Source organism: Hymenobacter cheonanensis (genome assembly GCF_030581075.1).
In the GTDB taxonomy this organism is placed as follows: Bacteria; Bacteroidota; Bacteroidia; order Cytophagales; family Hymenobacteraceae; genus Hymenobacter.
In genome coordinates this window covers 185,185-199,480 of record NZ_JAUQSW010000004.1, presented here as the reverse complement: position 1 = coordinate 199,480, position 14,296 = coordinate 185,185, and the positions used below count along the sequence as shown (strand labels likewise).

Annotated in this window: 11 protein-coding genes; all 11 read right to left on the bottom strand. The window is 62.5% G+C overall.

Features of this window, described 5'->3' with window-relative positions; genetic code table 11:
- Positions 1 to 43: 43 nt before the first annotated feature.
- Positions 44 to 1,222 carry a M20 metallopeptidase family protein gene (locus tag Q5H89_RS09665; RefSeq protein WP_305019100.1) on the bottom strand — a complete coding sequence of 393 codons (1,179 nt, stop codon included), beginning with the start codon at positions 1,220 to 1,222 and terminating at the stop codon, positions 44 to 46.
- A 143-nt stretch (positions 1,223 to 1,365) separates the two neighbouring features.
- A complete protein-coding gene (locus Q5H89_RS09660; protein WP_305019099.1) occupies positions 1,366 to 1,950 on the bottom strand; it encodes a sporulation protein in 585 nt (194 codons plus the stop codon).
- Positions 1,937 to 2,605: a deoxyribose-phosphate aldolase gene (gene deoC / locus Q5H89_RS09655; protein WP_305019098.1), complete on the bottom strand. Its 669-nt coding sequence runs from the start codon at positions 2,603 to 2,605 to the stop codon at positions 1,937 to 1,939. Before deoC ends, Q5H89_RS09660 begins: the two co-directional genes overlap by 14 nt.
- A 98-nt stretch (positions 2,606 to 2,703) precedes the next feature.
- A complete protein-coding gene (locus Q5H89_RS09650) occupies positions 2,704 to 4,170 on the bottom strand; it encodes a hypothetical protein (protein ID WP_305019097.1) in 1,467 nt (488 codons plus the stop codon).
- A 102-nt stretch (positions 4,171 to 4,272) separates the two neighbouring features.
- On the bottom strand, positions 4,273 to 7,692 hold the full coding sequence (gene secA, locus Q5H89_RS09645; protein WP_305019096.1) for a preprotein translocase subunit SecA: 3,420 nt from the start codon (positions 7,690 to 7,692) through the stop codon (positions 4,273 to 4,275).
- A gap of 169 nt (positions 7,693 to 7,861) precedes the next feature.
- Positions 7,862 to 8,053 (bottom strand): hypothetical protein, encoded by a 192-nt coding sequence (locus Q5H89_RS09640; protein WP_305019095.1) that lies wholly within the window; start codon positions 8,051 to 8,053, stop codon positions 7,862 to 7,864.
- A 105-nt stretch (positions 8,054 to 8,158) separates the two neighbouring features.
- Positions 8,159 to 9,337, bottom strand: coding sequence for a UDP-galactopyranose mutase (gene glf, locus Q5H89_RS09635; protein WP_305019094.1), 1,179 nt, complete (start codon positions 9,335 to 9,337; stop codon positions 8,159 to 8,161).
- Between the two features lie 85 nt (positions 9,338 to 9,422).
- On the bottom strand, positions 9,423 to 10,637 hold the full coding sequence (locus Q5H89_RS09630; RefSeq protein ID WP_305019093.1) for a glycosyltransferase family 1 protein: 1,215 nt from the start codon (positions 10,635 to 10,637) through the stop codon (positions 9,423 to 9,425).
- Between the two features lie 135 nt (positions 10,638 to 10,772).
- Positions 10,773 to 11,291 (bottom strand): GNAT family N-acetyltransferase, encoded by a 519-nt coding sequence (locus tag Q5H89_RS09625; protein WP_305019092.1) that lies wholly within the window; start codon positions 11,289 to 11,291, stop codon positions 10,773 to 10,775.
- Positions 11,292 to 11,296: 5 nt separating this feature from the next.
- Positions 11,297 to 12,094, bottom strand: a complete 798-nt coding sequence (gene dapF, locus Q5H89_RS09620; protein WP_305019091.1) for a diaminopimelate epimerase — start codon at positions 12,092 to 12,094, stop codon at positions 11,297 to 11,299.
- Positions 12,095 to 12,269: 175 nt separating this feature from the next.
- A complete protein-coding gene (locus Q5H89_RS09615) occupies positions 12,270 to 14,183 on the bottom strand; it encodes a peptidoglycan D,D-transpeptidase FtsI family protein (protein WP_305019090.1) in 1,914 nt (637 codons plus the stop codon).
- Positions 14,184 to 14,296: the final 113 nt, after the last annotated feature.

The window sequence follows — 14,296 nt, the reverse complement described above, 5'->3', positions numbered from 1 at the left end:
ATCAGGAATAATAATGCCAGGCAGTAAATTGATTAAGAGCCGACTAGCCCCCTAGCTCCTGCAAGGTAAGCCAGGCCATAAGCCCCGCGCCCAGGCTCAGGGCCTGCTCATCGATATTGAAGATGGGCGTGTGCACCGAGGCGGCAAAGCGGCCATCGGCGGCGCGGGTGCCGAGGCGGTAGAAGCAGGCCGGCGCCGCCTGCGAGAAGTAGGCAAAGTCTTCGGCGGCCAGCCACTGGTCAAGCTCAATCACGTTTTCGGCGCCCAGGTACTGCTCGGCGGCGGCGCGCACGCGGGCCGTCACGGCGGGGTTGTTGTCGAGGCAGGGGTAGCCCCGGCGGATTTCCAGCTCGCACACGGCGCCCATGCTGGCGGCCAGCCCCTCGCAGAGCTGGCGCAGGTGCCGGTGGGCCTCGTCGCGCCAGGCTTCATCGAGGGTGCGGAAGGTGCCTTCGATGTACACCTCGTCGGGGATGACGTTGGTGGCGCCATTGGCGATGACCTTGCCAAAGCTTAGCACCGAGGGCATTTTAGGGTTGGCGCGGCGGCTTACTATCTGCTGGGCGGCCACAATAAGGTGGGCCGCTACCAGCACCGGGTCGAGGTTAAGCTCGGGCATGGCGCCGTGGCCGCCCTGGCCCTTGATGCGCAGGTACAGCTCGTCGGTGCTGGCCATGTAGCGGCCCGGCCGCAGGCCAATCTGGCCCACCGGCAGGCGCGGAAACACGTGCTGGCCCAGCACCTCGGCCGGGGCGGGGTTTTCGAGCACGCCGTCTTTTATCATTAGCGAGGCGCCGCCGGGCAGCAATTCTTCGCCGGGCTGGAAAATCAGCTTTACCGTGCCCCGGAAGTTGGCGCGCTGCTCGGTGAGCAGGCGGGCAGCCCCTAGCAGGCAGGTGGTGTGCACATCGTGGCCGCAGGCGTGCATCACGCCCGGGTTTTGCGACTTATACTCGACCTCGCTCAGCTCCTGAATGGGCAGCGCATCCATGTCGGCGCGCAGGGCCACTACCGGCCCGCCCGGCTGCCCCTCGATGAGGGCCACCACGCCGGTGCCCGCCACGGCGTAGGGGGCCAGCCCCATGGCTTGCAGCTGTTTGGTCACAAAAGCCGAGGTTTCGGTTTCCTTGAACGACAATTCGGGGTGGGCGTGCAGGTGGCGGCGCACGGCCGACAGCTCGGGGGCTAGCGCCGCGGCGCGGGATTTTAAGGTATCAAGCATAACACAATCCTAACTTATTGTCCTGCTGGACGCAGTGACGCCTCTCGCTCGCATCGATACGGTAGTGACCCTAGCGGCACGAGCGAGCTGCTTCGGCAAGCGGACGCCAGATGAGCAGGACGTTCCTTTTTTTATATGGTTCGCTACGGTACCTTATTCAGCAGCACCTGCATGGGCTCGAGTTCGGCGCGCGGCACAAACTGCCGCACCCGGGCCAGGCCGCGCGCGGCGTCGAGCTTGGTGAGGTAGTCGCCTACATAGAGCCGGTACACGGGCTGCTTGAAGGTAATATAGTCAGTCTCGTCGGGGTAGCGGCTGATGATTTGGCGGCGAATATTCATCACCTGGTCGCGCTCCAGGCCCAGGTAGGCCCGCACCCGGAAGCCACTGGCGTACTTCACGTTCTGGTTGGTGAAGGCCTGGTCGCGCAGGCGCTGCTCCACTTGCGCCGTCACGTGGCTGGTGGGCGGCGGGATGGCCGCGGGCCGGCTAGTGGGCGCGGTGGGGCTAGCGGGCCGGGGCAAGCCAGCCGCTGCAGGGCCAGCAGGCGCAGGCGCCGCAAACACGGGCCGATACTTGGCCACATCCTCGGTGGGGCTAGCCGGCACGGGCTTGCGGGTGGTGTCGGCCGGCGTTTGGGCGCGGGCAGCGGGGGCGGCCGGAGAGGTAGCCGCGCAGGCCGCCAACAGCGGCAAACTCAAGAATAACACGGCGTTACGAAGGCGCATTTTCATCTTCCTGCAAAATAGCCAAACTGTTAGACGTGCCCAGGCGGTCGGCGCCAGCGGCCAGCATGGCCAGGGCCTGCTGGCGGGTGCGGATGCCGCCGCTCGCCTTGATGCGCACCCCGGCGGGCAGCACGCGGCGCAGCAGCTCCACATCGGCCACCGAGGCGCCGCGGCTGGCAAAGCCGGTGCTGGTTTTCACGAAGTGGGCGCCGGCTTCGGCGCAGAGCCTGGCGGCCGTTTCCATCTCCTCCTCGCTCAGCAGGGCCGTTTCGATGATGACCTTGAGCAGGGCGTCGTGCACGTCGGCCAGGTCAGCGAGGTCTTCAATTTCGGCCTTTACGGCGTCGAGCTGGCCCGATTTGAGCAGCGACACGTTCAGCACTACATCCAGCTCGGTGGCGCCCTCGGCCAGGGCTATTTCGGCTTCCCGAAACTTGACCCGGCTGCTGCTATACCCGAGCGGAAAGCCGATAACCGTGCACACCGCCACGCTCGCGCCGCTAAGCTCGCGGGCGGCCAGCGCCACGTGGCACGGCGGCACGCAGGCACTGGCAAAGCCGTGCTGCCGGGCCTCCTGGCAAAGCTGAATTATCTGGGTTTCGGTGCAGTCGGGCCGCAGCAAGGTGTGGTCGAAGGTAGCGGCGAGGTTGGGCATGGGGCAAAGGTACGGCGGGCACGGGCAGAGGCATCCGGTAGCGAGCGGGCCGATAGCGCTCAGCGGGCCAGGCAGCTACCCAGGCGTAGCCTCGGCTTTTAGTTGCCCACCGGCAGCCAGCCCTGCAACAATACTTCGTGGTCGTTGCGCAGTAAAAACTGCTGCTCGCCCAGCAATACCGGCTGGCCGTGATAGCCCTGGTAGTGGCCGTTCACATATAACCGTGCGCCCACCAGCGCGAATGCCCGCAGCCGGGCATAGTTTTCGTTGCCCATGCGCTGGGCCCAATCAAAGCGGCTGCTAGCCCCGAAGTCGGTGAGCTGGGCCACAAACAAATTGCGCTCTCCTCCTGAGTACGGCTTGGCATTGGTTAGCAGCCAGGGGCCCAGCGCTAGCTGCGGGCTGCCAAAAGTACCCCCCACGTACACCCGCTCGCCGCGCACGGCCACGGCCTTCAGGATGCTATTTTCGTCGAAGCCGCTGCCGGGCAGGCGCTGCACCCACACCGGCGGGGCGGCGGGGTTAGCCAGCGAGAGCTTAGCCAAGAACATATCGCCCGATGCCGCGGGAGCCACGGCCGGCTGATGCGGGGCCTCGAAGGCACGGTCGGCATCTTCGCGGCCCAGTACGTAGAGCGCCGCCCCCGCCACGGCCAGGCCGGTAGCGGCCCCGGCTTCGGTGCGGGTCCAGTCGAGGTGCCAGGCCTGGCCCTGGTCGCTGAGCTGGGTAAGGTGCAGGCGATAGTCGGCGTTGTGCGGCAACGCGCCTTCCTGGTGGGCACCTTCCAGGGGCTGGGTGCGCGGGGGCGTTTGCTGCCAGGTAGTGGTGGCCAGGTACACTTTGCCCGGCTGGGCCGCTAGCCCCACCAGCGCGTGGTAGTCAACATCGGTGGGCCAGGTGCGGCGCCAATTGATGGCTCCGGTGGCCTCGTTGGCGGCTACCCTAGCCACGAACGTATAGCCGTGCGGCACGCTTTTGCCGGTTTTAGCGCTGAGGCTATCCAGATGGGTCTGGCTGTTGCCGGCCAGGTAGAGCGCCGAGCCGCTCAGCGTTAAGAAGCTAACTGTCGTATGACTGTTCAGATACCCTAGCTGCTGCGTCCAGTCGACAGTGGCGCGGGAGCCGTGGTCGATGAGACGGGTGACGAATACGTCGCGGTCACCGATAGCTTTCAGCGGGCGGCCAAACCCCTCGGTTTCCTTCAAAAAGGAACCTGCTACGTACACCGTGTCCCCTTTAACAGCAAGGGCAGTGGCGTAGTCTTCGTAAGCGGTACCCGTTGGCACCAGCCAGGCTATGCGCCGGGTAGCGGCGCTCCATTTAGCTACAAAAGCGTTGCTGCCCAGGTAGGTTGGGCCCCTTACGGGGTCGGCGTTTCCATCATCGGCATAGTGCAGGAGCGTGCCCGCCAGATACACATCCCCACTGGCCGCAGCAGCGGTAGCATCTATGTTATAATTCGGCAGCGGCTCTATGTCTTGCCAGGCCGGGGCCTGTGCCCGCGCCGCTAGCCCAGCCAGCAGCAGTACTGCTGACGCAAAGAGGATAAACAGCTGTCGAATCATTTAATCTGCCGGGTTTATTCAGTGAATATACCCTTGCACCAGCCAGCAATAGAAAAGGCCCGCACGAGCGGGCCTTTTCTATTCTACCAATAGTTTAAGCAACTACGCCTCTTCTACCAGCACGCAGCGCTCGGCGGCGAGGTCTTCCTCCACCGTCTTAAACTTGACATCGCGCACCACGCGGCCGTCCATGTACTGCACGGTCACCTTGTCGTTGCGGTTAGCGATTTTCTGGCTGCGCACCGGCTCTTGCTTGATGGGCGGGGCTAGCCCCAGCTCGGCGGCCTGGTCGAGGTCTTCCTGGCCAGCGCCGAGGCTCACGTCCGACACCGCCTTCTCGGCCTTCAGCTTGGGCAGCGGCTCCGAAATGTCATCCTCGTAGAAGAAATCCGGCTCAGCAAAGCCGGCTTCGGCCGCCACCGGCACGTCGGCCTTAAAGAGGAAGCCGCTGGTGCTGTGGTTCACCTTAGCCAGCATGCGCTTGAACAGCTCGAAGGCCTCGAACTTGTACACCAGGAGCGGGTCTTTCTGTTCGTACACTGCGTTTTGCACCACCTGCTTGAGGTCGTCCATCTGGCGCAAGTGCTGGGTCCAGGCCTCGTCGATGGTCGAGAGCACGGCACCCTTTTCCATCTGGCGAATAATATCCAACCCGTTGCTAGCCTGCGCCTTGCGCAGGTTGGCAACTACCTGCGTGTGCTTGTGGCCATCGGTGAACGGGATGGCAATATTCTCGTAAGGTGTGTTCTGGCTCAGCAGGTCGTTTATCATCGGCAGCGAGTTCTGGCCGATGTGCTCGTTCTTGCTTTCGTAGTAGCCGGTGGCTTCGTCGTAGAGCTTCTGGGTGAGGCGCTCGGCCGTCAGGGCGCTGAATTCCTGGGCCGTGATGTGCGTATCGTAGCCGAAGTCCTTGATGATGGCCAGCTTGAAATCCTCAAAGTCGTTCGTGATTTTATGGCCGGCGGCGATGTCCTCGCTCACGTCATAAATCAAATTAAGAATATCCAGCTCCAGGCGCTCGCCGAAGAGGGCGTTGCGGCGGCGGCGGTACACCACCTCGCGCTGGGCGTTCATCACGTCGTCGTACTCCAGCAGGCGCTTGCGGGTGCCGAAGTTGTTTTCTTCTACCTTCTTCTGGGCGCGCTCAATCGACGAGGTAATCATCGAATGCTGAATCACTTCGCCTTCTTCCATGCCCATGCGGTCCATGAGCTTGGCAATGCGCTCCGAGCCGAACAAACGCATCAGGTTGTCTTCCAAAGACACGAAGAACTGCGACGAGCCCGGGTCGCCCTGGCGGCCGGCGCGGCCCCGCAGCTGGCGGTCGACGCGGCGGCTTTCGTGGCGCTCGGTGCCGATGATGGCTAGCCCCCCCGCCTCGCGCGAGGTCTCGCGGAGCTTGATGTCGGTGCCGCGGCCGGCCATGTTGGTGGCGATGGTCACGGTGCCGGGGTAGCCGGCGGCGGCCACAATCTCAGCTTCGCGCTGGTTCTGCTTGGCGTTCAGCACCTGGTGCTTGATGCCGCGCAGCTTCAGCATCCGGCTCACTAGCTCGGATATTTCAACTGAAGTCGTACCAACCAGTACGGGTCGGCCGGCCTGCACTAGGGCTTGAATTTCCTCGGCTACGGCGTTGTACTTCTCGCGCACCGTGCGGTACACCTTGTCGTGGTCGTCTTTGCGCGAGATGGGCCGGTTGGTCGGAATCACCACCACGTCGAGCTTGTAGATTTCCCACAGCTCGCCGGCTTCGGTTTCGGCCGTGCCGGTCATGCCGCCCAGCTTGTGGTACATGCGGAAGAAGTTCTGCAGCGTCACCGTGGCGTAGGTCTGCGTGGCATCTTCGATGCGCACGCCTTCCTTGGCCTCGATGGCTTGGTGCAGGCCGTCGGAGTAGCGGCGACCTTCCATTACGCGGCCGGTCTGCTCGTCCACAATCATCACCTTGCCTTCCTGGCTCAGGATGTACTGGTCGTCGCGCTCAAACAGGGTGTAAGCTTTCAGGAGCTGGTTCACGGTGTGTACGCGCTCGCTTTTTTCCTGGTAGTCGCTCATGAGCTGCTCCTTCTGCTGGAGCTTCTCCTCGGCAGTCAGGGCTTCGGCCTTCTCGATGTTGGCAATTTCAACGCCGATATCGGGCATGATGAACAGGTGCGGGTCTTCGCCCTGCGCCGTAATCAAGTCAATGCCTTTTTCGGTCAGCTCAATCTGGTTGTTTTTCTCATCAATGGTGAAGAACAGCGGCTTGTCGGCCTCCGGCATCTGGCGCGAGTTGTCGGCCATGTAGTGGTTCTCGACCTGCTGCAACACCACGCGCATCCCCGATTCACTCAGGAATTTGATGAGCGGCTTGCTCTTGGGCAGGCCGCGGTAGGCGCGGAACAGGGCTAGCCCGCCATCGCCGTTTTTACCGCCTTCCTCGGCGCCGGTTTTGCCTTCGGCAATGAGTTTGCGAGCTTGCACCAAGTAGTTCTGCACCAGCTTTTTCTGCTCATCTACCAAGCGCTGAATACGCGGCTTGAGCTGCAAGAACTCATGCACGTCGCCCTTAGGCACGGGGCCCGAGATGATGAGCGGCGTCCGCGCATCGTCAATCAGCACGGAGTCCACTTCGTCGACCATTGCGTAGTGGTGCTTGCGCTGCACCAGCTCGCTAGGGTCGCGGGCCATATTGTCGCGCAGGTAGTCGAAGCCAAATTCGTTGTTGGTGCCGTATGTGATGTCGGCCAGGTAGGCGTTGCGGCGGGCGTCGGTATTGGGTTGGTGCTTATCGATGCAATCCACCGTCAGGCCGTGAAATTCAAACAGCGGCGCATTCCACTCCGAGTCGCGCTTGGCCAGGTAGTCGTTTACCGTTACGAGGTGCACGCCGCGGCCGCCCAGCGCGTTCAGGAACGCGGGCAGGGTCGACACGAGTGTTTTACCCTCACCAGTGGCCATTTCGGCAATCTTACCCTGGTGCAGCACTACGCCGCCAATTAGCTGGACATCGTAGTGCACCATGTCCCAGGTAATCTCGGCGCCGGCGGCCAGCCACTTGTTGCTCCAAGTGGCCTTGTCGCCCACGATGGTCACGTTCGACTTGGTGCGGGCAATGTCGCGGTCAATGTCGGTAGCCGTTACTACCAGCTGGCCGTTTTGGGCGTAGCGGCGGGCGGTTTCCTTCACAATGGCAAAGGCCTGGGGCAGCACGTCGGTGAGGGCAGCTTCGAGGTCTTTGTTGCGCTGCTTTTCGAGGGCGTCGATTTGCTCAAAGATGGCCTCCTTGCGGCTCACATCCAGATTGGGCTGGGTGTCAATCTGGCTTTGCAGGCCAGCAATCTGCCCATCAATGCCCGCTAGCTTGCCGTCAATTTGCTGGCGCACCTCTTGAGTGCGCTGGCGCAGCTGGTCATCGGTGAGGCCGGCCAGTTTGGCATATTCCGCATTAATGAGGGCCACGTAAGGTACCACGTCCTTGAGGTCCTTTTCTGCCTTGGAGCCAAACAGCTTGGCGACGGTTTTGCCGAAGAAATCTAACATTGGGTAAACAAATTGACTAAAAAGGACAGCGCGTATTGGGCAAATTTACGGCCTACCCGCCGAACCGGGCGACTAGCCCTAAACTATAAAACCCCACACTCTCAAAAAGAGTGCAGGGTTTTACGAGGCGGAAATATTGGCAGGTGGCAAAATACTGCCGCCGGGTGGCCTAGCGGTGGCGCGGCACCACAATCACGTTGCGGCGCGGCTGCACCACTACCACGCGGCGCGGGGCCCGGCGGTCGTAGTGGCGGCGCTCGTGGCGGCCACGGTCGTGGTGGTCGCGGTCATGATACTGAGCCTGGGCGGCCAGCGCAACAACTGACAGAGCCAGCGCGGCAAAAGCGGTGCGGAAAGACATAAAGCAGGGGGCTAAAAGAAAGAAATGGTGGCACTTATCAACCGATAAGCACCACCATTTCTCTAACGGATTAGCTGAGCCTGCGTTGCCTGGCTCGCACTATACTTATTCTTTGGCCGGCTCGCGGTTCACGAGCTTCTCCACCAGGGCCGTGGAGCCGGCAATGGCCGGGCGCACGGGCTTGTTAGCTTCTTCTTTGTCAGTCAGCTTCTTATACAAAGTCAAAGCCTGGGCTACCACCTGGTCCATGTTGTAATATTTGTAGGTAGCCAGGCGGCCTACGAAGTGTACATTAGGCGTTTCGTCGGCGAGCTTTTTGTATTTGGCATACAGCTCGGCGTTTTCGGGCATGGGCACCGGGTAGTAGGGGTCGCCCTCGGCCTGCGGGTACTCGTACACGATGGCCGTTTTAGGGTGGCTCTGGCCGGTGAGAGCCTTAAACTCGGTGATGCGGGTGTAAGCGTGCTCGTTGGGATAGTTTACTACCGGCGCGGCCAGGTGCTGCTCTTTGTTCAGGGTGTCGTGCTTGAACTCGAGCGAGCGGTAGGGCAGCTTGCCAAACTGGAAGTCGAAATACTCGTCTACCGGGCCACTGAAAATCATCTCCTTAAAGGGGATAAATTTAATAACCTCGTGATAGTCGGTATTGAGCATGATTTTGATGTTCGGGTGGTCGAGCATCTTCTCAAACATGCGGGTATAGCCGTGCAGCGGCATGGCCTGGTAGGTATCGGTAAAGTAGCGGTCGTCGCGGTTGGTGCGGGTAGGTACGCGGCTCGTCACCGACTTATCCAGCTGCGAGGGGTCTAGGCCCCACTGCTTGTTCGTGTAGTTTTTGAAGAATTTGTTGTATAGCTCACGGCCCACCTTGCTCACTACCACGTCCTCCGACGTTTTCACTACGGGTACTTCCTCGGCTACCGAAGCAAAGAACTCCTCTACCTGGAAGCTGGTCAGGTTCAGGCCGTAGAGCTTGTTAATAGTATCGAGGTTAATCGGCATCGGTACCAGTTGGCCATCTACCGAGGCGAGCACGCGGTGCTCGTAGGGGCGCCAGTCGGTGAAGTTGCCGAGGTAGTCAAATACGTCCTTCGAGTTGGTGTGAAAGATGTGCGGGCCGTACTTGTGAATCAGGATACCATCCTCATTATAATGGTCATAGGCATTTCCCCCAATGTGGCTACGCTTGTCGATAACAAGCACTTTTTTGTTGCTGCGGGTGGCTAGCCGTTCGGCCAGCACGCTGCCAGCGAAGCCGGCCCCGACGATGAGATAGTCAAACATGGGAGGAAAATTTAGAGGAGGTAAGATTAGAAGTTTATACGTATTCGGTAGCTTATGGGTAGGCGGGTGGGCCAGCGCGGGTAGGCTAGGCCTTGGCAGCCAAGCGCTCCTGCATCAGGTTCACCATATTCTGCCAGGTCAGGTCCCAGCTAATGGTAGCCAGGTAGTCGTCGGTGCGGGTGCGCCAATCGGCATCCTTGCCCTGCTCCAGCGCGCGGGCAATGGCCTGCCCAAATTCCTTCGGGTCGTCGGCAATCTGAACCAGGTTGAGGTCGCCGTAGGGGCGAACCACATCGCGGATGCTGGTGCTTACTACCGGCCGGCCGGCGGCCAAATACTCCGGCGTTTTGGTAGGCGAGATAAATTCGGTGCTTTCGTTGCGCGCAAAAAGCAGCGTGGCTACGTCCCAGCCCCGCAAATATGCGGGTAGTTCCTGGTAATTCTTACCGCCGAGGTAATGAATATTTTTGTTGTGGGGCAGCGAAGCGGGGTCAATCTTGACCACCGGTCCGATTATGACAAATTGCCACTCCGGATGGTTCGTGGCCAGGTGGCCCAGCAGCTCAATATCCAGGCGCTCATCAACCACGCCGAAGAAGCCAACGCGCGGGTGCGCAATGCCGGCCTGGTCGGCGGGCTCGGCCAGCTGGGGGTCGCGGGCCTGGCCAAAGTGGGCCTTGTCGATGCTGCTCGGGAAGGCGTGGGCATCGTGGTGCTGCTCGCGCTTGGCTTCGTAGAGGCGCTGGCCGCCGGTGAACACGAGGTCGGCCTGCTGAAACAACTCCTGCTCGCGCTGGCGCAGCTCGGGCGGGGCAAACTTAAACTGGGCTAGCTCATCCATGCAGTCGTACACGGTGAGGACGGGGGCAAACTGGCGCGCCCGGCTCATGGCCATAGGAGTGTAAATCCAGAAAACGTAGGTATTAACCTCGTTATCCGCAAAAAACTGCTTCAGCACCTTCACCTGAGCTTCGTCGCTAGCCTGCTCGTTGCCGCGCAAGCGCTGGGGCAGGTGCACCACCAGTACTTTCACCCCATTCTGCCGCTCCTTCACTTCCATATGCGGCTCGATGAGGTCATCGGCGTGGTAGAAGGCATCCTCGATGTAAAATACCCGGCCGTGCTGCGCAAAGCGGGACAGCAGATGCTGTGGGCGCTGCCAAACAAAATCCCAATGCAGGTGGGCAAAACACACCAAATCGGGTAGCGAATACGTAAGAGAAGTAGCGTCGGCTTGGCCCGCAGCCGGGGCGGTGGTGGCGGCACGCACAGGTGCCTCCGCCGGAGTAGAAAGCGGCATGAAAAAAGACAGGAAAGAGCTTTAAGAACCGCAACAGCCGGGCAAAAACATCCGGCGGACGGTAACCTAGCCTTTTCTACGCAGAACCCTCAAAAAGGATATGGCGGCGCTTAAAATGCTAGTTTTTCGGACCAGCTAGCCTTCCTCGCTCAGTATAAGCTGTAGCTCAACCGCATTTACCCAGCCGGTGGCGGTGTTTTTACGCAGCCAGTCCTGGCGCACGCCCACACGTCGAAAACCCGCTTTTTTGAACAGGCTGAGGCTAGGGCCATTATCGGCTGCTACGGTGCAGTATAGCTGGTGCAGCTGCAGGCCCTGCCGGGCGTAGGGCAGCAGGGCCGCGAGCGCGGCCTGGGCGTAGCCGCGGCGCCGCGCCGCCGCCAGCACCGTAATGCCCACGCCCGCCCGCTGGTGCAGCACCGAGTAGTCGAACAAGTCGAGCGTGCCCACGGGCAGTTTTTCTTCAGAAGTGATAATCAGGCGCATCTGGCCCGCTTCGGCCAGGCTGGCGGCGGCGTGGCGCAGGTATTCGCGCAGGGCGTGGCGCGAAATGGGGGCCGGCAGTACATCGGACACGGCCCACAGCGCGGGGTCGTTTTCGAGCTGAAATAAAAATTCTAAATCGTCGGGTTCGAGGGCACGCAGCGTCACCATACGGCCTAGATTTCGCCGCCAAAAACGCGCACGGCGGGGCCGCTCAGCCACACGTTTTCGAAGCCGCCGTCGGGGCGGTGGTCGAAGGCTACTTCGAGCAGGCCACCCGCTGCTTGCAGCTGCACCGGCGAAACAGCGCCCCTAGCCGAGGCTGCCAGGGCCACAGCCGTGACGCCGGTGCCGCAGCTCAGCGTTTCGTTTTCGACGCCCCGCTCGTAGGTGCGCACGGGCCAGGGGTGGCTAGGGTCGGCGGGCACCTCCACGAAGTTGACGTTGACGCCGGCCGGGTCGTAGGCCTGGTCGAAGCGAATGTCGTGGCCGTGGCCGTACACATCGAACTCGGCCAGCGAATGATGTTCCTCAAGGTCGAGAAAGTGGATGTGGTGCGGCGAGCCGGTGTGCAGAAAAACGTCCTCCTCCCCCACCCCGGCGGGCTGGGCGGCGGCCACGTCTATCATCTTGAGGCGCACGGTGCCATCGGCTTCCACGCGGGCCTCGTGGGGGCCATCCACAGCCAGAAAATAGGCCTTATCGGTGATGATACCCAGGTGTTTGGCAAAGGCCACGAGGCAGCGGCCACCGTTGCCGCACATGGTGCTAGGGTGGCCATCGGCGTTGAAGTACACCATCTCGAAGTCGTAGCCGGCGCGGTTGCGCAGCAGCATCAGGCCATCGGCCCCGATGCCGAAGCGGCGGTGGCACAGGTGCGCGATGCGGGCGTGGTCAGTTTCATCGAACTGCTGAGCGCGGTCGTCGAGGATAACGAAGTCGTTGCCGGTGCCCTGGTATTTATGGAAGGTCATTTTTGGGTCAATTACTATAACGGTAGCTCTGGCGCGGCAGGCGCGGCTAGGTGCCCGCGCTTCGCTGCCAGCCAAACCTGCCTGGCTAAGGCCTTTTTACAAAGGTCGTACTGAGAGAATTGTCGCTACGCTCGCGCCGGCAGAATTTTCTGCGGCTTTTCGGCAACGCGTGGCCTTAGTGCCCCTGGCTGGCCAGGTCGCCGCAGCGCAACCAGTACTCCCATTTTTTGCGCTTGGGCGCGATTTTGCCCTTCAGATACTTCTCCATGAGGAGCGCGGCGCAGGGCGCGGCAGACAACCCGCCGAAGCCCGCATTTTCGAGGTACACGGCCACCACGATTTTGGGTTTAGTAGCCGGGGCGAAGCCAGCGAAGGTGGCGTGGTCGTCGCCCTCATCGTTTTGCACGGTGCCCGTTTTGCCAGCGATGGTGATGCCTACATCGGCGAGGCTAGCCAGCTCGGCGGTGCCGCCGCGCTGCATAGCGGCCACCATGCCGGGCACCAGCGCGGCCAGGTTGGTGCTATCTACCAGGGGGCGGTGGCGCTCGGTGAAGCGCGCCAGCGGCTGCCCCGAGCGGCCGATGCTGCGCACAAAATGCGGCGTGATAAACCAGCCCCGGTTAGCAATGGCGGCCAGCACATTAGCCGTTTGCAGGCCCGTGAGGTTGATTTCGCCCTGCCCGATGCTAAGCGAGTAGATAGACTTGAAGGTCCAGTTGCGGGTGCGGCGGGCTTTGTCGTAGTAGGCGGGCGTGGGCAGAAAGCCGGGCTGCTCGCGGGCCACATCGACCCCTAGCAAGGTGTCGAGCCCAAACGAGCGCACGCAGCGCCGCCAGGCGGCCAGGTGGGCGTGGCGAGCCGCCACGGTATCGGCCGCCGTGGCCGCCGAGTCGGGCCGGGGCTCTACCACGGCCCGCAATACCTGGTAGAAATACGGGTTGCAGCTGTATTTCAGGGCCATCGTAAGGTTGCGGGCCGCCGGGTGCGGGTGCACGCAGTTGATGAGCGACTGGTCGCACGGAAAGGGCGTGTTGGCCGTGATGGCCCCTAGCTGCAAGGCCACGGCCGCATTCACGAGCTTGAATACCGAGCCCGGCGGCTGGGCCAGCACGGCGGGGCGGTTCAGCAGCGGCTGGTCGGGGTTGCGCAGCAGGGCGCGGCGCTCGGGGTTGCGGCCGGGGCTGGTGAGGGCGGCGGGGTCGTAGGTGGGCGCCGACACGCAGGCCAGAATTTCGCCGGTAGTGGGGTCGAGGGCCACAATGTAGCCGCGCCGCTCGCCCAGCAGGCGCTCGGCGTAGGCTTGCAGGCCCAGGTCGATGGTCAGGTGCAAGTCCTGGCCCTGCCGAAATACCGTGTCGGCCGCCCAGGTGCCGTGCACGCGGCCGTGGCCATCGGTGAGGGGGTGGTAGGCGCCCCGGTGGCCGGCCAGCAGGCTGTTATAGTAGCCCTCGATGCCGCTGTTGCGCAGGCGGTAGAAGCGGCCCCGCTCCAGCCTTTGGGCCAGGTATAAGAACTCCGGAGCCGCCGCCGGCTGGTAGCCGAGCACCGGCGCGGCCACGGTGGTGCGGTAGGTGCGCGCGCGGCGCTGGCGCACCGCCAGGCCAGGCCACTGGCTGGCGTGGCGGCGCAGGCTGTCGGCCTCGGGCCTGGTGAGGGTCAGCTCGATGGGCCAGCGCTGCACGCGGGGCGGCGCTGGCTTAGGCTTGGCCGTGTCGGGGGCCACCACGCCCAGCGAGTCGGCCACCGGGGCCGGGCGGTGGGGCGGCGGGCCGGCCGGCAGCCGGGCCGCAAACACCCGCGCCTGCAAGGCGCCCTCGGGCCAGCCCATTAGCTGGTTGAAGGCCACGGTATCGAGCTGCGGCAGGCGCGGCAGGCTAAGCGTGTATATTACCTCATTAGCTACCAACAAGGTACCTTGGCGGTCGTAGAGTTGGCCGCGCACGGGCCGGTACACCTCGCGGCAGTGCAGGTATTCTTCGGGAGAGGCAACGGGCGTGCTGGGGCTGGCGCACGCCGTGGCCCCTAGCCCGGCTAGCGCCATAAGCAGCCGCGGCCAGCCCGCCGATTTTCTTCGCAAAAAGCTACGCATCATGTAAAGCTAGGGCTTTGCTGCCCAGCTTCGGCCAGGGGGCTAGCCCAACCGGCACAGGCCCTAGCCGAACAGGCGCTAGCCCTCGCCAACCAGCGTTTGGGGACCCTGGC

Excerpts from the sequence above, each read along its gene's own strand:
- Q5H89_RS09640 (WP_305019095.1), bottom strand. The coding sequence starts at position 8,053 with ATGTCTTTCCGCACCGCTTTTGCCGCGCTGGCTCTGTCAGTTGTTGCG.
- deoC (WP_305019098.1), bottom strand. The coding sequence starts at position 2,605 with ATGCCCAACCTCGCCGCTACCTTCGACCACACCTTGCTGCGGCCCGAC.
- Q5H89_RS09625 (WP_305019092.1), bottom strand. The coding sequence starts at position 11,291 with ATGGTGACGCTGCGTGCCCTCGAACCCGACGATTTAGAATTTTTATTT.
- secA (WP_305019096.1), bottom strand. The coding sequence starts at position 7,692 with ATGTTAGATTTCTTCGGCAAAACCGTCGCCAAGCTGTTTGGCTCCAAG.
- Q5H89_RS09615 (WP_305019090.1), bottom strand. The coding sequence starts at position 14,183 with ATGCGTAGCTTTTTGCGAAGAAAATCGGCGGGCTGGCCGCGGCTGCTT.
- dapF (WP_305019091.1), bottom strand. The coding sequence starts at position 12,094 with ATGACCTTCCATAAATACCAGGGCACCGGCAACGACTTCGTTATCCTC.
- Q5H89_RS09650 (WP_305019097.1), bottom strand. The coding sequence starts at position 4,170 with ATGATTCGACAGCTGTTTATCCTCTTTGCGTCAGCAGTACTGCTGCTG.
- glf (WP_305019094.1), bottom strand. The coding sequence starts at position 9,337 with ATGTTTGACTATCTCATCGTCGGGGCCGGCTTCGCTGGCAGCGTGCTG.
- Q5H89_RS09660 (WP_305019099.1), bottom strand. The coding sequence starts at position 1,950 with ATGCGCCTTCGTAACGCCGTGTTATTCTTGAGTTTGCCGCTGTTGGCG.
- Q5H89_RS09665 (WP_305019100.1), bottom strand. The coding sequence starts at position 1,222 with ATGCTTGATACCTTAAAATCCCGCGCCGCGGCGCTAGCCCCCGAGCTG.
- Q5H89_RS09630 (WP_305019093.1), bottom strand. The coding sequence starts at position 10,637 with ATGCCGCTTTCTACTCCGGCGGAGGCACCTGTGCGTGCCGCCACCACC.